This window comes from Marinomonas spartinae (assembly GCF_900089775.1).
GTDB lineage: Bacteria > Pseudomonadota > Gammaproteobacteria > Pseudomonadales > Marinomonadaceae > Marinomonas > Marinomonas spartinae.
In genome coordinates, this window is the sequence record NZ_FLOB01000011.1 from 42,659 (window position 1) to 67,328 (window position 24,670).

Below are 24,670 nucleotides of genomic sequence, written 5' to 3' on the forward strand. Positions count from 1 at the left end.
TAGAAAAAAGAATAAGAGCTAAAGCGAGTATGGCTGCTAGCTACGCAGCAAAGTTCGCCTGAATTGATAAGGTGTGAGCCCAAACATGGGCTTAAAACGTCGATTAAAGTAACTCAAATCGGTAAAGCCAAAAGCAAAGGCCACATCAGCCAATGGAATCCCCAGTTCCAATGCCTCTCTGGCACGGTTAATTCGATAATTCTGCCAATATTGATGGGGTGTCATACCAAAATAATCCCGAAAGCAACGCAACAAATGGTATTTCGACATATGCGCCACTTGGCTTAATTCATCGAGGGAGAACTCCTCACTAACATGGGCATGCAAATAGTCTCGGACTCGCTCAAAAACAGGGTCTTTCACCCGTCGTTTCGCTTCCATCACCACTCCTTTTCGGCGCGCTAAATATTCGGCAAATTCAAACAGCACAGACGAATATTCGAGCGCAGATGACATGTCGTTTTCAACCAAAGCAGCCAAATACAAAATATGATGCTTTAACAAAGGGTCGTTTTGCACCGGATGCTCGATACGAACGTCCTTTGCTCTACGCACGCCAGCACTTTCCAGCATGGGATTTAACTGATCAGGATGAATGTACAACATTTTGTAGTGAAGCGGATCGTCAGCCCCAGAATGACCGTCGTGGGCGTCCTCTGGATTAAACACAATCACATTGCCAGAATAACTTTTATGATGTTCGCCTAAAGCAAAAAAGTCCTGACGCCCCGATAATGTCACCCCAAAAGAAAACTCCTCATGGGCATGAGTACCATAGGAAAAATCGCTCATAGAGGCTTCCAGCAACATCACCTCATCGAGGGCCGCACTTTTAGCAAACTGAAACCGATTTTCTGCCGACATCACAAGCCTCTTTGAATAACCCGAAACAACAGTGACAGATTACCCAATTATCATAGGAAAAGATTGGACAATATTGCGAAATACGCTTTCTTAGCTCACTTTTTGTTTAGCCACGACCACCGCACCATGACGTTCAGAAAGTGCTAAAACAACAACGGATGACATTAAAATAATGACACCAAACACCGCGATAGGCGTCAGTATCTCGCCCAAAAATAGCACGGCAATCAGCGCCGCCGTAACAGGCTCAATAAGAACCATCACCGATGCCGTTGTGGCCCGGACAGAAGAAAGACCCGCATTGAATAGTATATAAGCGGCAGCGGTCGGCACCACACCTAGATAACTGAGAAAAACCACACTCTGAAAAATAGTGCCTGAGCGAGAAGTTAGCCCCTCAAATAAAGCAACTGGCAGCAGACAAAGGGTTCCGATAACGATGCCAAAAAAGGTCACATTAAACCGATCAATATAAGCATGCCTCCCCATCGCTCTGGTAATAAGTGTCACACAGGTGTAACAAATAGAAGATAGGACAGCAAAGGCCAATCCTAATAGTGAATGAGGTCCAATCTCTCCACCCCACGTTAACAAACCGAGGCCAAGAATCGCAAAGGCCATGATCAGTGCCCCCGTCCTGCTAATTCGTTCATTCATTGTTAGGTAAGAACCAATAGCCATCAAAACTGGCCCCAGCCCTAACGTCACTATGGTGGCCACCGCTAAACCGCTGTATTGTACTGCGGCAAAATAAGCCGTCTGGTAAATCGCTAACCCCATACCAATAACTATCATCTGCCCCCAGCGTTCACGAATGAAAGCGCCCATGGCACGTCTTTTCTCTTTCGAGTTCATAATAACTGCCACAATAGCAAGAACGAACATACCAATGGCGAAACGCCAAAACGATACAGCAACTGGCCCAAGCCCATTGCGATAAAGAATAGCCGCGACAGCCCCACCCGTGCCCCACGCAATGGCGGCAAAGCACACATAGAGCAAGCCTCGACTCACCGATAAAGTCGAAGAAATCGCTTTTACACCTGCCGCTTCAGAAACCATGTTAACCCCTCCATTTGTTTATTCCTTTTGTCTTGCGGCAAGCGTCGCTCAGTTATATAAAAGAGTAAAACGCATAATTTACTAATCAATCATTTGAAAAACGAATAGGTGGTATCGATGAATTACCCTGACTTACAAATAAGCTGGTTACGAACCTTTGTCGCGGTGGTCGATACGGGGTCTTTATCCGCCGCCGCGCCTTTAGTTCATCGTTCTCAATCCGCCGTCAGCATGCATATCAAAAAGTTAGAAGACATTATTGGTACGGCTATTTTATCCAGAGGGCCTCGCCATTTAGAGGTCACATCCAAAGGCATTGAATTACTCGCTTACTCACGACGCATGCTCGAATTACAGTCTGAGGCCTATGACGCCCTGTTTGGCACACAATTGACGGGACTAATTCGCATCGGTGTTCCAGATGACTATGCCATGTACCTAGCCCCCATATTGCGCCACTTTACTAGCCGTTATATGGGCGTAGAAATCGAATTAACCTGTGAGCAATCCACCTCTCTTATTCCACGTATCAAGAGCAACGAACTGGATATCGCACTGGTCTCTCGCGACAAACCAGAGCATGGAGAACGGCTTTTTCACGAGCCGCTCGTTTGGGTGGGGGCTTCAAAATACGAAGTGTGGCGGCGCAGCCCTCTACCTATTGCGGTCTACGAAGCAGGCAGCATGGCGCAAATTGAAACATTGTCAGCCTTAAATAAGGCTAACAAAGCGTATCGCATCGTCTATAAAAGCTCTGGGCTTGCAGGCCAGCTTACCGCCGTGGAAAGTGGATTAGCCGTCGCCGCCTTGACTCGTTGCAGTGTGCCTACCGAGTTGCAAGTCTTACAAAACTTACCTGCTGAATATGACTTACCCAAATTGACAGCAATGGACGTGGCCGTCTTTCGTAGCAAGCGATCACAAAAATCGGCTGCAGTGGATGTGATGTACGAGCAAATAGTTCAGGCTTTGAAAGTAGACATTTAGTCTCTCCCAAGGCATTGGAATCAAATCAAAAGACTAGAGGTTTTAGAGTTCCTTATATCATCACATTAGCAGTCGAAAACATTTCTTGCGGAAACCATGAATAAGGCGTTTTTGACCTGTCTCCACACACTAAACTCGACTCACGTACGTTCAAATATTTTTCGCAATTCGGTTTCAAGTTTCTCAGCATTAAAGGGCTTAATAATATAACCATTTGCACCAGCATTAACCGCATGGATTATTGTTTCCCTGTAAAACCCTTTCTCTAGGACAATTAATATCAAGATGTCCTCTAAATTAGGGTCAGATTTTATTGCTTTAATCATATCCATGCCATCCATATCTGGCATAGGCAAACTCATCATCAGGAAATCGACATTACCTTCTTCCACCATTGTTAAGGCCGTCTCCCCGTTATCTGCTTCCTGCACTTTACTGTAACCAATAGATCTCAGTAAATGCTTTGTCATTCGGCGCATTGTTGGATTATCATCAACAACAAGAAATGTCATATTTTTATTCAAAACAACCTCCAGTTTGAGCTTTTAAAACTCGTCTAAATCACAGTCAGTGTTGGAGTCAGCTCAAGAATTTTGATCTAACTCGAAAACTATCGATTTTGATCAGTCCCTATTAGTCTGGCTATGATAGAAACTAGTGTCATGGGATAAATACATTAAATTTCTAACAGCAACGATACAACATCATAAGCAAAGGTGTGCATGGCCAGATTACCCAGAGGTCATTAAAATATAAGGCTTAATCCATTCAAATTGTTACTATTTAGATTGTTACTATTTAGTAAGTGATAAGAATACAATTTACCTGAGACTTCCTTGTCTGTTTTTAAAATCAGAAAAAAACAATCAAAGCAAATAAGCGCCCATTTTAGATGATGCTCAAATACGATCAAGCAATCTATCCTGAGAAAATAGGCACATCAATTACACGGAATAACACCAAATTGGTGATTCAGCTTATCGAAGGGATACCCTAATATTAGGAAAAGATGGAGCGTCATCCATGACGATGGAAAATCAATTTAGAAGAAATAAGAAGAGGAAATATTAAACTCTATTCTCAATTTGAGTCAGCGCTCTTTGGTACATAAACCAAGCACAAATACCCGCAAGAATGTTGCCAATAAGAACTCCGAAGAAAAGACCTTTTAATCCAGCTATTTGTGAGCCGATCCATAAGCAGGGTAAGAAGAAGGCAAACAGGCGTAAGGCTGAAATGGTGAGCGCAGTGTAGGATTTGCCCAATGCATTGGAAATGGAGACCATCAGCATGCAAACACCCAATGCCCCTAAACTCAATGGAATGATCATGAGATGCCAATGTAAAATCCCCGACACCTCTTTATCGCTAGTCATTAAACCAGCTAGCACTCCTGAAACCAAGAAGGTCACCACCGCAATAAACAATTGAAACGCCAATACAAAGCGACATGCTAGGCGCACGATATAACGCACATCACCTAAACGCCCTTCCCCTAATAATCGCCCAACCATTGGCGGCATGGACATCGTCAGCGCTAGCACTGAAACAATGGAGAAAAACTCAAACCTTGAGCCCAACGCCCAAGACGCCACAGCAGCGGTACCAAAGCCCGCAATCAATTTCGTCGCCAACATAGACGAGACGGGAGGCAGTAGCTGACTCACCATGGCAGGCCCCATGATATGACCGATATCAGCCAAGCTTTTGCTGACTTTAAGATCTTGCCAGTCAAAGGTAATCCAACGCTTACGAGCCACTTGGGGGGCAACAATCAATACCCCAATGCCGAAGGCAACGGTGGTCGCGATGGCGGCACCATTAATTCCAAAATGCAATGTAAAGATAAAAATAGGATCCAACGCCAAATTCAATAAACTGGTCACAATCATCATGATGCCAGGCAAGAGTGTATTGCCATTGGATCGACAAATGCTGTAGTAAAAATAAATCAAGGCGCCCACCCAAGCACTGAGTAACCAGTGGGGCCAGTAAGAATCAATCACTGGGTAGACAGAATCGGGGGCACTTAATAAGGTTAAAATGGGATGGCGTAATAGCCAAATCAGTACCGAAAAAAAAGCGATTCCCACGCTTCCCATCATCAGTACTAATCCCCCTAGTTGCTTAGCATAGCGAGTATTTTTCGCTCCTAATGCGCGGGAGATAATCGCCGTGGTTGCGATTCCCAGCCCCACTTGCAAGCCAATCACAATCATTTGGATAGGTAAGGTAAAGCCTTGAGCCGCTAAGGGTAATACCCCCAACTGACCAATAAAGGCACTGTCCACCAGCTGAAAACTCATTAGTGACAACACGCCAAAGAGCATTGGCCAAGTCATATGGAAGAGTTCGCGGGCGAGGGAAGAAAAATGAGAACGCATAGTAAGAGAGTTACCAGATTCGAAAAAAGAAGTAAGGCCCACTATTATACGCGAAAAAAATGACTATTTCGCTTTATCTCGATATATCTCTTCTAACCAATAAGCATGACTGATGGATACGACCGAGCCTTGCTTGGCAACCTTAAGAAACAATAAGGCCAAACTGGTAAACAGGACGAACCCTGCAGCTAACGGCATGACACTAAAGTGATAAAATTGACCAACAAAGGCCGCCGCAACAATCGCGGTGAAACTGGATAATGAAGAAATCATTGACGCCCCTAGTCCTGCTATTTTACCTAATGGCTCCATCGCCATGGCATTCACATTACCGAATACCATTCCAAGGCAGGAAAACATTGCGGCACCTAGCCCCATAAACAACCAAAATGGTGGTTTGCCTGAATAGAACAAAGTCGCGAGAAACAATAAAAAAGACGAACATAACAATACAGATAAAGCACTAACAACACATTTCATCATGCCAATTTTCTGTACAATGCGTCCGTTGAAGAAATTACTCACCCCTGAAAACCCAGCAAGCAAGGCAAAATACCAAGTAAACTTGTTACCTACTTGATACACATCCTGAAAGAGTGACTGAGCAATACTCAGATATAAAAATAACCCACCCAAAATACAACCTGAGACCAAAGTGTAAGCAATCACATCGCGGCGCGATAAAATAAAGCGCGCATCTTTTATCAAGCGCGATCTATCTAGGGGAATCCGACTCCCACAGGGCAAGGTTTCCATTTGACGGCAAAACAACCAAATTGAAGCCATTAAGGCTTGTACGATCAATACCACAAACATCCAGCGCCAACTCGACAGCGACATAATGAATTGCCCAAAAATGGGTGCCAACATAGGCACTAGGATAAACACCATCATCACATAGGATAAAATGCGTGCCATGGCAGCACCGCAATATAAGTCACGAATCAAGGCCCGAGAAACGATTTTTGGCCCTGCCAAGCCAATCCCTTGAATCGCTCGACCAACCAACAACATGGGTAAACTGGTCGAAAACACCACAATAATGGAGCCACTAATAAAAATACCGACACCAAGAAAAATACTGTTCTTACGACCAATAGCATCGGACAGCGGCCCAAACAGAATATCCCCAAATGACATTCCTAAAATCAGAACCGTGATGATCCATTGAGTGTGTTGATGGTTTTGAATGTTCAGATCAGAAGAAATAGAAGAAAAAGCAGGAAGAATGGCATCCATGCTCAATGCGGTCAGTGACATGATTAAAGCAAACAAGGCGACAAACTCTTGTTCTGGCAAACGTCTTATTAGCACAAACTCAACCTCTTCCTTGGTAAGCGTTTATAAAATCAACCGATTAAAAAGTAGTAACCTAGATAACGTTTTTAATCCTTGAAAACTTTATCTTAGTCAATTTTCTCAAGTTATGATAAATATCATGATCACTTAAAGAAACCTTGAAAAACATATTTAACATCATATTTCGCGAAAACCAATAATACCAGCGCAATACTTGCGGACAATGTAAAGCCCGCCGCTAGTGGTATAACGGTGAAATGATAAAACTGCCCCATAAAGACTGAAAAGACAATCGCAACCAAGCTAGAAATAGACGAAATCATCGATGCACCAAGGCCTGCCATATGCCCTAATGGCTCCATTGCCATAGCATTTACATTACCAAAGATCATGCCAAAACAAGAAAACATCAGTATGGCGATGCCCATAAATAAAATAAAAGGCGGCTTGCCAGAATAACTCAAGGCAATCATGAGCAGTAAAAACGATGAAAAAAGTAACACGCTTAACGCCGCCACCAAACAACGCATCATGCCAACACGCTGCACGATTTTGCCATTAAAAAAATTGGTTAAGACAGAGCCTGCAGCAAGCAAAGCAAAATACAAAGGAAAGCGGGTACCAGCCTGATAAATATCTTGAAAAATAGACTGAGCAATACTCAAATACAACATCAAACAGCCAAAGATACCACCCGCGATACAGGTATATGCCATCACTTCTCGTTGCGAGAGAAAAAATCGAGCATCTTTTCTTAAACGAGCCCACTGGAATGGATGCCGCATGGCTGGCGGCAAGGTTTCCGGTTGTCGAATGGCCAACCAAATCACAGCAATCAAAGCTTGAAAAATCAAGACCCCAAACACCCAACGCCAGTTTCCTAGCAACATCACCAACTGCCCAAACGCTGGCGCTAACATAGGCACTAAAATAATAATCATCATGGTGTAAGACATAATGCGCGCCATGGCTGTGCCTTTATACAAATCACGAATCAAGGCGCGCGAAGCGATTTTCGGTCCGGCCAAACCAAACCCTTGAATACAGCGGCCTATTAATAAGCCGGTCAGTGACGTTGCCCATAAAGCCACGACAGAGCCGATAATAAAAATACCGATGCCTAAACTAATGCTTTTCTTTCGACCAATCACATCGGATAAAGGGCCAAATGTGATTTCACCAAATGCCATACCAAAAATCATCGCTGAGATTATCCATTGCGTTTTTTGGTAATCAATAATCCCTAAGGCATGGGCTATTTGCGAGAAAGCCGGTAAGACGGCATCGGTACTTAATGCAGTTAATGACATCATCAGAGCACATAAAAGAATAAATTCTTTTTCAGGCAAGTGTTTTTGTGTTGTTTTTATTTCCCCTTGCGATAACGCCATATAAACTTTCCCTACAATAAAGACATCTAAAACAAGTAATATACGATATCGATAAAACAACAAAATACCAGAACAATAATAATGGAGCTCGTTACATGGACATTGGTCTAGCTAAGCACTTAAAGCTCAACCAACTGCGTTTGATTTCGGTGATTGCCGAGCATGGAAAAATCAGTCTAGCGGCGGATGAAATGGCCATGACACAACCCGCCGCTTCCCGCATGTTAAGCGACATAGAACACACCCTAGGGACGCAACTCTTTACCCGTCACGCCAAAGGAATGGAACCCACCCTAGTGGGTCAATCGGTCGCACGACGCGCCCATAATTTATTAGTTGAGCTAAGAGATCTTTCCCGCGATGTAGAAGAACTTAAAGAAGGCGGTGGCGGCACCACCGCCATCGGAGCGGTAACGGGGGCAGCCGTGGGCTTTGTTATTCCTGCCATGCATCAACTTAGAGCCATTGCCCCTAAAGCCGAAATCAACATCAATGTTGACACCAGCGATACCCTTGTAAAAGACCTCATTGCGGGGAACAACGACTTTGTCCTCGCTCGCATTCCCAAACAATACGATGCCAATATTTTTCACGTCTACCCAGCGCGAACCGAGTCCGTTACCTTGGTAGCTCGCAAAGATCATCCGTTAGCAGGTCAGGAGCATGTCAGTGTCCATGATCTCGCCCATTTCGAATGGGTCATGCAGTCACATCGGGCCCCCATACGTGAAGCGGTTGAAGCGGCCTTTATGGAAGAAAGTGCGGAATTACCCATTAGCATCATCAACAGCACTTCCCTACTGGCCCTCATCTCCATACTGGTGTCTTCCAACGCCATCGCCCCCATGGCGCGGGAAGTCATCGACCTACTCACCAGCGACCTAGTCGATGCCAACCTAAAAGCCCTAAAGCTAGATCGACAGATCATTATGAGCCCATACTATTTATTGCAAATGCGAGACCGCCAACTCTCCCCGCTTGCTAACCAACTTAAACGCTTGGTGCTCGCGGAATTAGAGCAAAAACCAACCAATAACTAACACACTTTGAATGGAGGATGAGAGATGACGATAAAGTACTACCTACCCATAGAAAGACACTTCTACATAACAGAATCATGGCAATTAACTACACAATACAGACAAAAATGTTGAGATATATACATTTGGCCTAAATGAATAATAATCTGGCCCAATTTCGCCATCACATCCATGCTGTTTCATTATTAAATAAGGAGTCTAAACGCAAATGAGTATCATTTAATGTCCTATTTTACAACTACTGGGAAGTTTCATTGGTCAATTGATAGCCGTACAGAGTCCACTGTCTACCCTTATCTGGATGTGCCGTACAAAAACACAGCAAAGAGTGTACCTCGTACTCTGCTGAGCTCAGCTGTTGCAGCGGCCGTTTTTATCAGCGCCCAGAGCGCATTCGCCGCCGAGTCAGTGCAACCCCAAACTAAGTCAGCGCAAACCCAAAACCAAAACCAAAACAAAACAGCGCAACCCCAAACTAAAGCAGAGAAAACCTCTCAAGATGAAACCGCCTTGCCGACCATTACCGTAACAGGGCGCTCGGATGCAGCGACAACTGAAGGTACGGGCTCCTACACGACTGGCGAGACATCTGCGGCAACAGGCCTGTCGCTGTCACCGAAGGAAACACCGCAGTCAGTGACAGTCGTTACGCGTCAACGTATGAACGATCAACACTTGGATTCCGTTCAGCAGGTGTTAGAGAACACCACGGGGATCTCGGCAAGCCAAGCTGATACCGAGCGAACAAGTTTCTATTCACGTGGTTTCTTAATCAACAACGTTCAGTACGATGGCATCCCAACCATCGTCGGCAACATTGTCAATGGAAGTGGAATTGGCTCTATCGATACCGCATTCTATGATCGCATAGAGGTAGTCGGTGGGGGCTCCGGCTTGCTGACCGGTACTGGTAATCCCTCGGCCGCCATCAACCTAGTGCGCAAACGGCCTACCCGTGACTTCTCTGGGTCTGCATCACTCAGCGCGGCGAGCTGGGACACCCATCGAGGCATGGCCGACATATCAACTCCGTTAACCAAAGATGGCCGTGTTCGTGCCCGTATAGTGGGGACATTCCAGAACGGACATTCATATTTAGATGGTTATAAACCGAAGAGAAAAGGCTTCTACGGTATTATCGAGGCGGATCTGACCGAGGACACAACTCTGAGCCTAGGTTATGACTATCAGGACATCACACCGAAAGGTTCAACTTGGGGCGGCTTACCACTATGGTTCAGCGACGGCACACAGGCTGATTATTCACGCTCCAAGAACTACGCCCAAGACTGGAGCCACTGGAACAACACCCTTAAGACAACATTTGCCGAAATCGAGCACCATTTTGACAACGGCTGGAAGGTCCGAGGGATTGCTAACCAATACCGTACGGAGTTCGATACTCAACTGCTCGGCCTAGTCGGCCGCCCTGATCGCGCCACGGGGCTGGGCACTTTCCCAAACGGAGCCTACCCAGTCGCGTTGTCGTCTGACGGCCATAGCCGCCAAAATACCTTCGATGTGATGGCGAGTGGTCCCTTCGAACTGCTAGGTCGCCAACATGAGCTAGTGGTAGGAGCATCGAGTTCCCACCGTACATCCAACCGAGAGGATATCGCACCGTATTATCCAGGCCTTGTACCAGTCAATGTCTATACGCTAAGCCCAGCCTATCCTCGTCCTAACTTCGCAGCCAAGACACCAATACCGACTAACACTCGGATCAAGCAGAATGGTATCTATAGTGCTGCTCGGTTTTCACTGGCTGATCCGTTAAAACTCATTATCGGTGGTCGCCTCAGCAGCTACGAAGTCGACGACAAGGTCAACGGTACACCATCACACTACAAAAAGAGCAGTGAATTCACTCCGTATGCAGGCTTAGTCTACGACATTAACAAGACTTACTCGGCCTACGTGAGCTACACAGCTATTTTCAATCCACAGACAAACTATCGGAACAAAAACGGCAACCTGCTCACGCCATCAAAGGGTAAAACCAAAGAAGCTGGCCTTAAAAGCACTTACTTGAACGGTCGCCTGAATGCCTCGGTAGCTGTGTTCGAGACAGATCTAAACAACGCGGCACAGTTCGTCGCCGGATCCCGTACACCAAGCGGTGCACAAGCTTACAAAGGATCAAATGGGACGAAATCACGCGGGTTCGAGCTGGATTTGCAAGGTCAACTGGCGCAAGGCTGGAATGTCTACGCGGGTCTCTCTCACTTCACCGCACATGATGGCAATGACGTCCGTTTGAATTCGCAAATTCCACGCACCACGGCCAAACTTTTCACCACCTACCAGTTACCTGGAGAGTGGAATAAGTTAACGCTCGGCGGTGGGGTGAGATGGCAAAGCCGCTTCTATCAGGCTCCCAATACTGGCACTAGCACACAAGGTGGGGAACAAGCTTCCTATGGTTTGGTATCACTGATGGGGCGTTACGATATCACCAAGAAGATCAACGTAGCAGTTAACGTCAATAACCTGTTCAACAAGAAGTACGCGCTACAAAAAGGCGACTTCGACACCGTGAGTTATGGCGCACCGCGCAATGTAATGCTAACGCTGAACTATAAGTTGTGAGTGTGCCATGGCACATACACTTTTACTAATACCTTAATGTCATAGGAGAGAAAACTATGTCATCCGAATCTAAACCATACCAAGGTTCCCCCGTGGACCATCACCAGCAGAACAGGATCACCCTGTTCTGGCTGACCACTGGTGTCGGTGCCGTACTTTATGTCACCTTCCAGTTGTTCTTTTACGTAAACAACTTTACAAGAGCGCATGGCGCCACCCCCGCGATTACGTTTGACCCAAACATACTGTGGGTGTTTTCCGCATTCTATGGTTTTTGGATTGTCACGGTGCTTCTCGCTCTTATCGGAACCCAAAAGGCACAATGGGCCGCACTGATTTTTGGGACTCTGATGGTCGTTTTAAATACCCTCGGCGGGATCTCCGACGGATTACGCGACGGTTGGTATGTTACCTTTTCAGCCGTATTCTTTATCACCTTACCAGGTATATTCGCCATTGTGGCCACCTGGCGACACCTCAAGAGAAAAGGAGCACATTATGTCAATGAATAGCGCAAACTTTCCCTTCGTATGGATGAGTTTTTCACATGAGCCTGGGCATGACCACGAAGAGGACTTTGCAGCGTTCGAGGCCACGTTGCAACGTGGGGAGCCCTTCGTGATATTGACCGATAGTGCACCGGAGGAAGGCCACGAACATTCTCCAGCAGAGAAAAAACGCACCGCACTCTGGATGAAAAAGCACAAGACCGAGTTACGCAAGCTGGTTCTGGCCATGATTCTAATCGAATCCAACTCAGCAAAACGTCTTGGTTTCAAGGCGTTTGCCGTGCTCTTCGCCAAGTTCTGGGGTTACCCTTTGCTGCTTGCTTCGTCGCGCGATGAAGCGATGGAGATTGCCAAGGGACTGCTATCTGGGCAATCCGCGTCAACCCCTGCGTCATAGAACACAGTGGTTGACCCATCGCCCAGCCACTGATCTCTAGTTGCTATCCAGTGGTTGGGCAATATTACCCAGAGTCGTCGAGATCTCGACAGAAATGCTAAAAGCCTAATCTAGGTCTTTCGGTAGTAATGCTTTGGGAATATTTTGATAACACACTGGTCGCAAGAAACGACGAATCGATAACGTCCCCACGGAGGTTGCCCCAAAGTTCGTGGACGCAGGGTAAGGACCACCATGTACCATGGTGTCATTGACCTCCACTCCTGTAGGGAAACCATTCGCCAATAAGCGTCCGGCTTTGCGCTCCAATATTGGTAAGAGTTTCTGACACGCGGCATAATCGCCGTCATCAAGGTGTATCGTGCAAGTCAGTTGACCTTCCAAATGACGAGCCAGCTTGACCATCTGCTCAACACTGTCTGCCAATACAACCAAGCCTAATGGACCAAACACTTCATGGTGCAATGTCGGATTATCCAACCAAGTCTGAGCAGACACGGTAAACAGGTTCGGTAATGCGCTACGTCCTCGACTATCTTCAGTACGCAGCACGGGCTTGATACCACTTTCATCCATCGCCGCCACCCCAGAACGATAGGCATCGGCAATACCGTCCGTTAGCATGGTTTGCACAGGTACCTCTGATAGTGCAGCACTCGCCGCTTCAATCATGGCGCGAGAGTCAGCGTTATCCAACATCACTGCAATACCTGGATTGGTACAGAACTGCCCTGCGCCCATGGTTAATGAACCGGCCCAGCCTTTACCTAGCTCTTGCGCACGATTTTTCAGCGCTTCTGGCATCACAAACATAGGATTCACCGACCCCAGTTCACCAAAAAAAGGTATCGGTTCAGGACGCGCAGCACATAAATCAAACAAGGCTCGACCACCTGCTAAACTGCCAGTAAAGCCTACCGCTTTGACAAACGGATGCTGCACCAGTGCCTGCCCGACTTGGCGATTACCGCCTTGAATCAACGAGAATACACCGGCTGGCATATTACAACGTTTGATGGCCGCTTCTATCGCCTGCGCCACCAGCTCGCCAGTGCCAGGATGCGCCGAGTGGCCCTTCACAATCACCGGACAACCTGCCGCTAACGCCGCAGCCGTATCGCCACCTGCCGTTGAAAACGCCAACGGAAAGTTGGATGCCCCAAACACGGCAACAGGGCCAATCGGGCGTTGTACCATATACATATCAGGGCGCGGCAGTGGCGCACGATCTGGCAAGGCTTCATCAAAACGACGGTCTAAGTATTCGCCGGACACAATACGCTCTGCGAACAAACGCAGTTGTCCTGTAGTACGACCTCGCTCCCCCTGCAAACGCGCAACAGGTAAACCTGTTTCTTGTACACCCATGTCGGTAATTTGATCACCTAACACATCGATTTCGTCAGCAATGGCATGCAAAAAAGCCGCTCTGTCTTCACGAGAGCTATAACCATAAATCTCAAACGCTGCTTCGGCGGCTTCCGCTGCCACGTTAACATCCGCTACCCGACCCACAGCAAACTCATGTGCGGAGCCCGTGGCCGGACTGGAAGAAAATGTTGCGTCGCCTTTTACCCATTTACCGGCAATAAAATGCTGTCCTGTTAACATACTTGCTCCTTCTCTTTTTAAAATGAACCACCCCGCCCAAAGGGGCAAGGTATCTGTGTTTTATTGGAATTACACTCAAAGAGATTAATGACTGTCTTTCGGCACCGCTGCACCACGGCAACCTTTTAAGAAATCAAAATCGGCTCCAGTATCCGCCCCTTGCACATGGTCGTGAAACAGCTTGATATAACCGCCTTTGGGGTTTTCCAAATGACTTTTCCAATTGGCTAAGCGCTGTGCCATTTCTTCATCAGAAATATCCACATGCAAACGACGATTCTTAACATCCAGTTCAATCATATCGCCATTTTGAATCACAGCTAATGGCCCGCCAGCGGCGGCTTCCGGCGTAGTATGCAACACTACTGTGCCATAGGCCGTCCCCGACATACGCGCATCGGAAATACGCACCATGTCTTTAATGCCTTTGCGTAACACTTTTGGCGGCAAGCCCATATTGCCCACTTCCGCCATACCTGGATAACCTTTCGGACCACAGTTTTTCAACACCATGACGCAGTTTTCATCGATGTCGAGATTCTCATCGTTGATTTTCGCTTTGTAATCGTCAATGTCTTCAAACACCACCGCACGACCGCGATGTTGTAACAAATGCTCAGACGCCGCAGACGGTTTTAATACTGCGCCTTTAGGTGCCAAATTCCCTTTCAAAACGACAATACCGCCTTTCTGGGTTAGGGCTTTGTCGACAGGCAAGATGACATCAGGGTTCCAATTTTTGACGTTTTGCACTTCTTCCCAGATGGATGAGCCCGATACCGTCAGCGCGTTATTATGCAGTTTGCCTGCTTCGGCGAGGTGCTTAATCACCACGGGTAAGCCTCCTGCATAGAAGAACTCTTCCATCAAATATTTGCCCGATGGCATCAGGTTCACAATGGTGGCAATGTCTTGGCCAAACTTATCCCAATCGTCTAAGGTGAGATCCACCCCCACACGACCCGCAATCGCTAGTAAATGGATCACGGCATTGGTCGAGCCGCCAATGGCACCATTGACGCGAATAGCATTTTCAAAGGCCTGACGGGTCAAAATGTCCGACGGTTTCAAATCGTCTTTCACCATATCGACAATACGACGCCCCGTCAGGTGCGCCATGACTCGACGGCGACTGTCCACGGCCGGAATTGCCGCATTGCCAGATAACGCCAAGCCCAAGGCTTCTGCCATGGATGCCATGGTACTGGCGGTGCCCATGGTGTTACAGGACCCTACGGAGCGAGACATGGACTGCTCGGCTTCAAGGAAATCTTCTTGGGTCATTTTGCCCGCTTTGATGTCTTCGGACATTTGCCACAAAGCAGTCCCTGACCCTACTCGCTCACCTCGAAAGTAACCGTTTAGCATAGGGCCGCCAGACACCACAATGGCAGGAATATCCACACTGCATGCCCCCATAATCAAAGCAGGAGTGGTTTTATCGCAGCCAGCTAAAAGCACCACCCCATCCAATGGATTGGCTCGTAGCGCTTCTTCTACATCCATGGCCGCCATGTTGCGATACATCATAGCCGTTGGGCGAAGGGAGCTCTCCCCCACGGAAAACACAGGAAACTCCAAAGGCAAACCACCCGCCTCATAAATACCGTGTTTGACCCGCTCAGCAAGATCGCGAAGATGGGAATTACACGGTGTTAATTGCGACCAGGTATTACAAATACCAATCACAGGACGACCGTCAAATAAATCCGCTGGCAAGCCTTGGTTTTTCATCCAACTACGGTGATATATATGATCCCGCGAGGTACCACCAAACCATTCTGTTGAACGTAATTTGCGTGGCCATTCTTTTGGTACGAACTTGTTTTTTTCAGAATCCGTCATACCCAACCTCCATCTACAATAAAGTTCTGGGCAGAGCACATGGCTGACGCATCAGAACCTAAAAATAACGCCATATTGGCAACGTGCTTAGGCAGTACTTTGCCCTTTAAACACTGACTTTGTTTGATCTTCTCTTCAGCGGCGTCATCCACCCACAGGCGCAGCTGCTTTTCTGTCATCACCCAGCCCGGCACCAAGGTATTCACGCGAATACCATCGCCGCCTAAATCTCTTGCTAAACAACGGGTTAAACCATGGGCTGCCGCCTTACTTGCGCCATAGGTTGGATAACCTGCCGATGCCATCATCCACCCCACTGAGCCAAAATTGATAATCGAGCCACCACCTAGCTCACGCATCATGGGTGCCACCGCCTGTGCGGCAAACATGGCATGTTTCATATTAACTGCCACCAGTTCATCAAAACGTGCTTCGGTAAGGGACTCTAGAGAATGACGCACGTCATTGGCGGCATTATTGAGCAAGACACTGATCGGCCCAAACACCTCTGCCGCATCACGAATCGCCCGTTGATAGTCTGTTACCTTGGTAATATCACAGACCTCAAAACGCACCTCGAAACCTTCTTTTTTAAGGCGTTTCTCTAACGCTTTGCCCGCCGTTTCATCCAAATCGACAAACGCCGTTTTGGCACCTTGTAACGCATAGGCCTCAACAATCGCCGCACCGATGCCCGTTGCGCCACCAGAAACAAATACGGTGCGGCCTTTTAAATCTGGGTAAACCGCGTCATTTTGCTTATTCATAATGGGGTAACCTCTGTGTCCAGCTCGTCTGCTTTCGCCAGTGGATTACGCAACGGTAAGCCGAAGCTGGGTGACGAAATTTCAAACACATCCCCTTCTTTTGCTTGAACACCATCGGCAAACGACAAGGTGGCTGTACCAAACATATGCACATGCAAATCCCCCGGTTGACGGAAGATGTCGTATTTAAAATGATGATGCTCAAGGTTTTTAAAGGTGTGCGACATATTCTCTTCGCCGGATAAAAAGCCTTTTTCCCATAAGGTTTGCTCACCTCGTTCAATACGCGAATGGCCTTCTATATGTTCTGGCAAGTCTCCCACCAGCAATTCAGGACCAAACGCCGCCGGACGCAGTTTCGAATGGGCTAGGTATAAATAATTCTGGCGCTCGGTGACATGGTCCGAAAATTCATTCGCCAAGGTGTAGCCAATGCGATGGACCTTACCGTTTTTACCAATCAGATAAAAACCGGCGATTTCCGGCTCTTCGCCGCCATCCAATGCAAACGCAGGGGATGGCAATGCTTCACCCGGCGCGATGACGCCTGCGCCATTCCCTTTGTAAAACCATTCTGGTTGCACCCCCACTTCGCCGTTGGCGGGTTTGCCACCTTCAACCCCCATTTGAAAGATCTTCATGGAATCGGTTAACTCTTCGCTTTTGGCATGCATGGCGTTACGTGTGGCGGCCGACCCTAAGTGAGTCAAGCCTGTTCCCGTCAGATACATATGTGCGGGGTCTGGATGACGCACTGGGCAATCCAAGCGATTGGCGTTAGCCAGCTCAGCTAAGTTCACTTCTTCACCTAAGCCTAATTGCTCAACCAGAGTCGCCAACGAAATACCTTGCTCTATGGCATCGCACGCCAATTGATAGATACTGGTTGCATGGTTCACTTGATGGGCCATACCATTTGTATCCTCTGGATAGCGACACGCCACCCCGCCTTGTTTGATTTGGGATAAAAACATCATTTAATCACTTCCTTATTAGCGTGCTTTTTGTTTGTTGTAGACATCGAAAATCACCGCTAACAAAAGCACTAAGCCTTTGATAACTTGCTGCCAATCGATCCCGATTCCCATAATCGACATGCCATTGTTCATGACCCCCATGATAAAGGCCCCAATCACCGCACCGATGATTTTCCCCACCCCGCCAGACATGGACGCCCCACCGATAAACACGGCTGCGATCACATCCAGCTCGAAGGCAAAGCCTGCTTTGGGGGTGGCGGTATTCAGGCGCGCGGCAAAAATCAATCCTGCGGCGGCGGCGAGCATCCCCATGTTGGCAAAGGTCAAAAACGTCAATCTCTCAGTATTAATACCAGACAGTTTGGCGGCTTTTTCATTACCCCCCAGTGCATAAATACGACGTCCAATAACGGTGCTATTGGTCACAAAGGTATAAATAGCAATCAAAACGCCCATCGTGATCAATACATTGGGTAAACCACGGTAAGTACTCAGTAAATAGCACAGGTAAATAATCGCCCCAGCAATCAGCACATTTTTGACGATAAAGAAAACAAACGGCTCATCTTGAATGCCATACTTCAAGGCGCGAGAACGGGTACGAGCCGCGAGAAAAACAATAATGCTGGATGTGATCACACCGAGAGCAATCGCCGTGACATTAGGTCGACCAACCCCAAATACGTCCGGAATAAACCCTGTGCTTAATAATTGGAAGCTGCTTGGAAAGGGCCCGACGGATTGGCCTTGCAGTAAGGTGAGCGTCAAACCACGAAATACCAACATACCAGCCAGAGTGACAATAAAGGCAGGAATGCGCCAATAAGCAATCCAGTAGCCTTGGATTCCTCCGATGATCAAACCGGCAATGAGGCAAACAGGCACAACAACGATGGTTGGCAGGTGGTAATTCACCGACATCACGGCAGCAAGCGCGCCAATAAAGCCCACCACAGACCCCACTGACAAATCGATATGACCGGCCACAATCACCAGCAACATACCAATGGCCATAATAATGATGTAGCTGTTTTGTAAGAATAAATTCGTCAGGTTCGCCGGACGCATCAGGGTGCCATCGGTGAGAAACTGAAACATGCCCATAATGACAATTAACGCTATCAGCATGCCGTAGTCACGCATGTGCGATTTTAAATAAGTTCCAACAGTCGGTGCCGCTTGCGCCTCTGTGGAGATGGTTTCTTTTGTTGTATCCATTGGTTTACTCCCGTTACGCATTCACAATCATCGACATGATTTTTTCTTGGCTGGCTTGTGCTTTGTCGAGCTCTCCCACAAAGCGACCTTCGTTCATCACATAAATGCGATCACACATCCCTAATAGCTCCGGCATTTCGGAAGAAATCATCACCACTCCTTTGCCATCATCGGCCAATTGGTTAATGATGCTGTAAATCTCAAACTTGGCCCCCACATCTATGCCACGAGTGGGCTCATCAAGAATCAACACATCCGGTTGCGAATACAGCCATTTACTGAGCACCACTTTTTGTTGATTCCCACCGGAAAGGTTCATGACTTTTTGAAACACACTGGGAGTGCGTATGCGCATGGCTTTGCGGTATTCTTCCGAGACTCGGCGCTCTATGGTTTCGTCAATCACACCTCGGGAAGAGACACGTTCTAAATTCGCCAAGGTGGTATTGGTTTGAATGGTTTCTTCGAGAATTAAACCCAGCTCTTTACGGTCTTCTGTCACATAAGCCAAACCACACTGAATGGCTTTCGGGACGGTTGATACATCGACCTCTTGGCCTCGCAGGCTCACCTTACCCTGAATGTTTTTGCCATAACTTTTGCCAAACAAACTCATTGCCAATTCGGTTCGCCCTGAGCCCATTAGCCCTGCAATGCCCACCACTTCACCCGCACGCACATGGAACTCAATGTCATGGATCATTTGTCGATCAAGGGAATCTGGATGCCATACATTCCACTCACGAACCTGCATTAATAATTCGCCTATGTGGCTGTCTCGTGCTGGGTATCGGTTGGCGAGATCTCGGCCCACCATGTCACGAATAATGTCGGCTTCGCTGATGTCGTTAACTTGGCAATCTAAGGTGGATACTGACGCACCGTCGCGAATCACCGTGATGCTGTCTGCCACGCGACTGATTTCATTAAGCTTATGGGTAATCAAAATAGAAGAGATGCCTTGGGCTTTAAACTCCAACAACAAATCCAGTAGCTTGGCGCTGTCGTTTTCTTGCAAGGCGGATGTGGGCTCATCCAGAATCAACAGCTTCACGTCTTTCGCCAATGCTTTGGCAATTTCCACAAGTTGTTGTTTACCAACGCCCAGACGCCCAACCAAGGTGGCTGAGGATTCTTTTAAGCCGACTTTTTTGAGTAACTCTTGAGTTCTTTTAAAAGTATGCGGCCAATTAATGATGCCGCCCTCAATATTTTCATTGCCTAAAAAGACGTTTTCAGCAATGGATAACAGCGGCACTAATGCCAGTTCTTGGTGAATGATAATAATGCCTTGCTTTTCGCTGTCGGCGATGCCAGAAAAAGCCATTACTTCGCCATTAAACAGAATATCCCCGTCATAGCTCCCATAGGGATAAACGCCACTCAGTACCTTCATTAAGGTGGATTTACCCGCGCCATTTTCACCAACCAAGGCGTGAATTTCTCCCTCCTTGACCTTGAGATTGACATTATCGAGCGCTTTCACACCAGGAAACGTCTTGGTAATGCCGCGCATTTCCAAAATAATATTTTCCATAGGAACCCCGTGAGCGGACCCCTTACGGCGTCCGCTGCTTTCTTGTTGTTATTGTTAAACGATGAGGTGAATACTTATTCGATTTGACTTTTCGTGTAGTAGCCGCTGCCTAGCAGGACTTTTTTCCAGTTGGATTTATCAACGGTAACCGGCTGCAGTAAATAACTGGGCACAATTTTCACGCCATTGTTATAGGTTTTGGTATCGTTGACTTGGGGTTTCACACCATGCAGTATGGCTTGAGCCATATTGACCGCTTCATTTGCCAAAACGCGCGTGTCTTTAAAAATTGTGGAATATTGCTCGCCAGCAATGATGGATTTAATAGACGGAATTTCCGCATCTTGTCCTGTCACAATCGGCATGGGCATATCGCCGGAACCGTAACCCACCCCTTTTAAAGAGGATAGGATACCGATAGAAATACCATCATAAGGGGACAAGACACCATCAATACGCTTATTGGTATAATCAGCAGAAAGTAAGTTATCCATACGAGCTTGAGCGGTCGCCCCGTCCCAACGTAAGGTTCCTACTTTATCCATGCCCATTTGGCCTGATACAACCTTGACTTTACCGGAATCAATCAGAGGCTGAAGCACCGACATGGCGCCGTTATAAAAGAAGTAAGCATTATTATCGTCTGGCGAGCCACCAAACAGTTCAATGTTGTATGGCCCTTTACCACGTTTTTCCATGCCGCTCATCAAGGATTTAGCCTGTAAAACGCCTACTTTAAAGTTATCGAATGTCGCGTAGTAATCCACATAAGGAGAGTTTTTGATCAGACGATCATAAGAAATGACTTTGACTCCAGAGGCATGAGCATCAGCCAAAACATTGGTTAAGGTTGTACCGTCAATTGGGGCAATGACCAATACATTGACTCCTTTGACTATCATGTTTTCAATTTGCGCAAGTTGATTGGGAATTTGGTCTTCCGCGTATTGAAGATCTACCTTGTAACCAGCGTCTTCAAATAGTTGCTTCATAGAAGAGCCATCGGTAATCCATCTTGCAGAGGATTTGGTTGGCATCGCAATACCTACATATTCTTTCGCGGCTAGCACACTACTGGTGCCGAAAGTACTTGCCACCATGATCAATCCGGCGGCTATTTTTTTTAAATAGTTCATTCGCTTCTCCTATCACAACCTAAAAGACGGACTAACCACCTTCACATCAAGGTCATGTTGCGTTTGTTATCATTATTTTGAGCTAAGTCTGGAGCACCTTGGCTATTAAGAGCCTGTTTGGTCATAAGACCAAGCTACACATTAGGAGCTGTTTGCATACCATTCAAATAGAATATAGGTCACTTTATATACCATTTTTGGTATGTGGCACTGTCTACGATAGAAAACCAATGGGGTCTACATAAAACAACGCTTTACCTAATGAGCTTTGAAAGGATATTTCGTATCATGTGGGCATACTTTTTCCGATCTGTTTTATTCTCCCATTTAGTAGAAGGACACTATGGAATTTACTTGGATTTTATTCGCTTTTGTCTGTGGTCTGGCCGTTAAAATGATTAACTTGCCACCCCTTATTGGTTTTTTGCTAGCAGGCTTTTTATTAAATTATCTTGGTATGCAACCAAGCAGTATTTTAGACTCTCTCGCTAGTCTAGGTATTACCTTGATGCTGTTTAGCATTGGTTTAAAACTCCATGTAAAAGATTTATTAAAGCGCGAAGTCTGGGCCTCTACTCTGGCTCATATGGGGATATGGTCGATACTCTTTGCAGGCATCGCCCTGCTACTCGGCATTCTGAGTTTGCCTTACTTTCATATACTTGATTTCAAAACCGCCGCTTTGCTTGGATTCGCGCTTAGCTTCTCAAGCACCGTGTGTGTGATCAAACTACTAGAAGAAAGCAGCGAACTAAAAACACGTCACGGACAATTGTCCCTTGGCATTCTGGTCATGCAAGACATCGTCGCGGTGATCTTCTTAGTCGTAGCAACGGGAAAAATTCCCTCGATTTGGGCTCTGGGTTTATTTGGTTTGTTACTGATCCGTCCGCTTATCAACAAAATTGTCGACAAAGCGGGGCACGGCGAAATGCTCCCTTTAACAGGGCTGTTTCTTGCATTAGGCGGCTACGAACTCTTTTACCTAGTCGGCGTTAAAGGGGATTTAGGGGCGTTAATTATGGGGGTACTGCTCGCGTCACACCCTAAAGCCTCAGAAATGAATAAATCGTTGATGAATTTTAAAGACTTGTTTCTTATCGGCTTTTTCCTATCCATCGGCTTTACCGCGCTGCCGAGTTTAAGCATGGTCGCCATGAGCTTGATTATTACCCTGATCATTCTCGCCAAGTTCGCCCTCTTTTTTGGCGTGTTTACCAAGCTAAAGTTACGCAGCCGAACCGCTTTCTTGTCGTCTGCCGTCCTATCTAACTACAGTGAATTTGGCTTAATTGTCGTGGCGCTCAGTGTGGCAAATGGCTGGCTAGCCAAGGAGTGGCTGGTGGTCTTGGCGCTTGCCGTGTCTTTCTCCTTTGTCATCACCAGCGTACTCTATCGAAACGTGCACCGAGTCTATCGTAAGAATAAGGAGATCATTCGTCGCTTTGAAAGTGCAGACTGCCTACCTGAGGATCGTTTCACGCAGCCTCCCAATGCCGAAATTCTGGTGGTCGGCTTAGGCCGTGTCGGACGCGGAGCCTTCGATTCGTTAAAAGGACTGGTGGGTGGAACGGTTGCAGGGATGGATGCGGATCGTAACCGAATTAATCAGATGCAAGACGCACAAGAAAATGTCTTCTATGGCGATGGGGAAGACGCCGATTTATGGGAGCGTTTAGACACCTCGCATATTCACCTTGTTCTGCTTGCCCTACCAGCGGCAGAAGACACCACCAATGTCGCTATACAGCTACGTAAAGCCAACTACACAGGGCAAATTGCCGCCATTGCCCGTTACCAAGATGAGCGAGAAATTCTCATAAACAGCGGCATCAATAACGTCTTCAACTTCTACACAGAAGCGGGTACAGGTTTTGCGGAAGAAAGCTTGGCATTGATTCGGCCACCAGAAAACGCTACGGCGTAATGACGGGGTAACTAGCCTCTCAGGCTGTTTCTTTTAAGACTCAAAAGGCAGTATCTAAAAAGAAATACTGCCTTTTATCATAGCGGCTCTGTATGTTCTGAATAAGGCTTGATACCGCCGTTGGGGTGTTAAACTTGCACGCCGCGACATAATGATGAATGATACCAGCTGAACATAAAGCATTTTATCTTTTCAAACACATTATCTTCTATTTCGAGCGACGATGACGACGCCTTTATATGATCACGTTTCATTTGAAGCTTCAGGCATTAGCCTGTGGTCTCATCTCGACTCGCCATTGACAGAAGAGATGATTCAGAAACTGTTAAAACCCCATACCAGCACCAACTATTTTCTGATGTTCGTCAATCACGGCCTTGTTCATTATTGCGTGGATTTAAAAAATATCACGGTATCTGCAGGGCAAGTGCTATTCATCAAACCAGGACAAATCCGCATTCCCCCAAGCAGTAAAAACAAGGCCGAATACTACAAAGTTATTTTCAATGAAGAAATCTATGGCCTATTACCTAGCCCTTGCCGTTTTTGGTTGGATCCGCTGAATGAGCAAAAGGTGGCTATGTCAACGCAGGCATGGCAACGAATGAATGATGCATTAATGCTCTTGCGCACTGCTATCCAAACAGCAGCGACCTTAACTATCAGAATGGCGTATTTAAATTCGGTGTTACAGGAATTAGAGCATGCTTATTTTTCTAACGTTGAAAAGGAACCCAAGAAACGACAGGTTCAATCATTCCTTCAGTTCCAAACCCTGATTAAAAACGAGTTCATCGCACAACCTGCCATTTCTGAAATAGCAAAGACCCTTGCACTGAGTGATACCAGCCTATATCAGCTGGTAAAAGAATGGGCTGGAGTATCACCGAAAGAATACCTTAATCGTCGAGTTGTTTTAGAAGCTCAACGTCTACTGATTTACTCTAATCTATCGGTAAAAGAGCTAGCGGTACGGCTAGGCTTTGCCGATGAAAACTACCTGTCTCGTTTTTTCCGTAAGCAAACAGGGCAATCGATTACAGACTTTTTAGTGAAATTTAACGATATGTCTAGCTAGCACAATGATCTGTCTCTGTGTCATGTCCGCCCGTTTTTCTACACTACCT

20 protein-coding genes are annotated in these 24,670 nt (G+C 46.7%); 7 read left to right on the forward strand and 13 right to left on the reverse strand.

Translation table 11 applies throughout. The features are described 5' to 3' along the window. Positions 1-36: 36 nt before the first annotated feature. Together MSP8886_RS17555 and MSP8886_RS17560 are read right to left on the reverse strand one after the other, a co-directional pair. Entirely contained in the window at positions 37-864 is an 828-nt protein-coding gene (locus MSP8886_RS17555; RefSeq protein ID WP_067018875.1) for an AraC family transcriptional regulator, read from the reverse strand. Positions 865-954: 90 nt separating this feature from the next. Beyond that, positions 955-1,926 (reverse strand): DMT family transporter, encoded by a 972-nt coding sequence (locus MSP8886_RS17560; RefSeq protein ID WP_067018877.1) that lies wholly within the window; start codon positions 1,924-1,926, stop codon positions 955-957. A gap of 117 nt (positions 1,927-2,043) precedes the next feature. Between MSP8886_RS17560 and MSP8886_RS17565 the strand changes: the two genes are divergently transcribed. Next, positions 2,044-2,913, forward strand: coding sequence for a LysR family transcriptional regulator (locus tag MSP8886_RS17565; protein ID WP_067018878.1), 870 nt, complete (start codon positions 2,044-2,046; stop codon positions 2,911-2,913). Between the two features lie 140 nt (positions 2,914-3,053). On the opposite strand, the gene MSP8886_RS17570 is transcribed toward MSP8886_RS17565, so the two are convergent. The 4 genes from MSP8886_RS17570 to MSP8886_RS17585 form a co-directional block, all read right to left on the reverse strand. Further along, entirely contained in the window at positions 3,054-3,437 is a 384-nt protein-coding gene (locus MSP8886_RS17570) for a response regulator (protein ID WP_067018881.1), read from the reverse strand. A gap of 543 nt (positions 3,438-3,980) precedes the next feature. Next, complete coding sequence (locus MSP8886_RS17575) at positions 3,981-5,297, reverse strand: MATE family efflux transporter (RefSeq protein WP_067018886.1); 1,317 nt, start codon at positions 5,295-5,297, stop codon at positions 3,981-3,983. Positions 5,298-5,360: 63 nt separating this feature from the next. Next, positions 5,361-6,611, reverse strand: coding sequence for a multidrug effflux MFS transporter (locus MSP8886_RS17580; RefSeq protein WP_245659134.1), 1,251 nt, complete (start codon positions 6,609-6,611; stop codon positions 5,361-5,363). A gap of 128 nt (positions 6,612-6,739) precedes the next feature. Continuing rightward, positions 6,740-7,987 (reverse strand): multidrug effflux MFS transporter, encoded by a 1,248-nt coding sequence (locus MSP8886_RS17585; protein WP_067018889.1) that lies wholly within the window; start codon positions 7,985-7,987, stop codon positions 6,740-6,742. A gap of 95 nt (positions 7,988-8,082) precedes the next feature. Between MSP8886_RS17585 and MSP8886_RS17590 the strand changes: the two genes are divergently transcribed. The 4 genes from MSP8886_RS17590 to MSP8886_RS17605 all read left to right on the forward strand — a co-directional run bounded on the left by MSP8886_RS17590 (position 8,083) and on the right by MSP8886_RS17605 (position 12,522). After that, on the forward strand, positions 8,083-9,027 hold the full coding sequence (locus MSP8886_RS17590; protein ID WP_067018891.1) for a LysR family transcriptional regulator: 945 nt from the start codon (positions 8,083-8,085) through the stop codon (positions 9,025-9,027). 222 nt (positions 9,028-9,249) lie between these two features. Then, positions 9,250-11,616, forward strand: a complete 2,367-nt coding sequence (locus MSP8886_RS17595; RefSeq protein ID WP_083201016.1) for a TonB-dependent siderophore receptor — start codon at positions 9,250-9,252, stop codon at positions 11,614-11,616. 56 nt (positions 11,617-11,672) lie between these two features. After that, complete coding sequence (locus tag MSP8886_RS17600) at positions 11,673-12,128, forward strand: hypothetical protein (protein ID WP_067019016.1); 456 nt, start codon at positions 11,673-11,675, stop codon at positions 12,126-12,128. Further along, positions 12,115-12,522 carry a hypothetical protein gene (locus tag MSP8886_RS17605; RefSeq protein WP_067018892.1) on the forward strand — a complete coding sequence of 136 codons (408 nt, stop codon included), beginning with the start codon at positions 12,115-12,117 and terminating at the stop codon, positions 12,520-12,522. Before MSP8886_RS17600 ends, MSP8886_RS17605 begins: the two co-directional genes overlap by 14 nt. A 105-nt stretch (positions 12,523-12,627) precedes the next feature. On the opposite strand, the gene MSP8886_RS17610 is transcribed toward MSP8886_RS17605, so the two are convergent. The 7 genes from MSP8886_RS17610 to chvE form a co-directional block, all read right to left on the reverse strand. After that, positions 12,628-14,133 (reverse strand): aldehyde dehydrogenase (NADP(+)), encoded by a 1,506-nt coding sequence (locus MSP8886_RS17610; RefSeq protein ID WP_067018893.1) that lies wholly within the window; start codon positions 14,131-14,133, stop codon positions 12,628-12,630. Between the two features lie 84 nt (positions 14,134-14,217). After that, a complete protein-coding gene (araD, locus tag MSP8886_RS17615) occupies positions 14,218-15,978 on the reverse strand; it encodes an L-arabinonate dehydratase (protein WP_067018894.1) in 1,761 nt (586 codons plus the stop codon). Beyond that, complete coding sequence (locus tag MSP8886_RS17620; protein WP_067018895.1) at positions 15,975-16,745, reverse strand: SDR family NAD(P)-dependent oxidoreductase; 771 nt, start codon at positions 16,743-16,745, stop codon at positions 15,975-15,977. Before MSP8886_RS17620 ends, araD begins: the two co-directional genes overlap by 4 nt. Then, positions 16,742-17,722, reverse strand: a complete 981-nt coding sequence (gene araD1, locus MSP8886_RS17625) for an AraD1 family protein (RefSeq protein WP_083201017.1) — start codon at positions 17,720-17,722, stop codon at positions 16,742-16,744. The genes MSP8886_RS17620 and araD1 overlap by 4 nt, the downstream gene beginning before the upstream one ends. A gap of 15 nt (positions 17,723-17,737) precedes the next feature. Next, a complete protein-coding gene (gene mmsB / locus MSP8886_RS17630) occupies positions 17,738-18,943 on the reverse strand; it encodes a multiple monosaccharide ABC transporter permease (protein WP_067018897.1) in 1,206 nt (401 codons plus the stop codon). A 13-nt stretch (positions 18,944-18,956) separates the two neighbouring features. Continuing rightward, the gene (gene mmsA / locus MSP8886_RS17635) at positions 18,957-20,480 is read right to left on the reverse strand and encodes a multiple monosaccharide ABC transporter ATP-binding protein (RefSeq protein WP_067018899.1); all 1,524 of its coding nucleotides are present in this window, start codon (positions 20,478-20,480) and stop codon (positions 18,957-18,959) included. Between the two features lie 74 nt (positions 20,481-20,554). Beyond that, positions 20,555-21,616 (reverse strand): multiple monosaccharide ABC transporter substrate-binding protein, encoded by a 1,062-nt coding sequence (gene chvE, locus MSP8886_RS17640; protein WP_067018901.1) that lies wholly within the window; start codon positions 21,614-21,616, stop codon positions 20,555-20,557. Positions 21,617-21,959: 343 nt separating this feature from the next. Here chvE and MSP8886_RS17645 point away from each other — a divergent pair, with 343 nt between their 5' ends. Then, positions 21,960-23,543 (forward strand): cation:proton antiporter domain-containing protein, encoded by a 1,584-nt coding sequence (locus MSP8886_RS17645; RefSeq protein ID WP_067018903.1) that lies wholly within the window; start codon positions 21,960-21,962, stop codon positions 23,541-23,543. Positions 23,544-23,766: 223 nt separating this feature from the next. Further along, positions 23,767-24,621 carry a helix-turn-helix domain-containing protein gene (locus MSP8886_RS17650; protein ID WP_067018905.1) on the forward strand — a complete coding sequence of 285 codons (855 nt, stop codon included), beginning with the start codon at positions 23,767-23,769 and terminating at the stop codon, positions 24,619-24,621. Positions 24,622-24,670 lie beyond the last annotated feature (49 nt).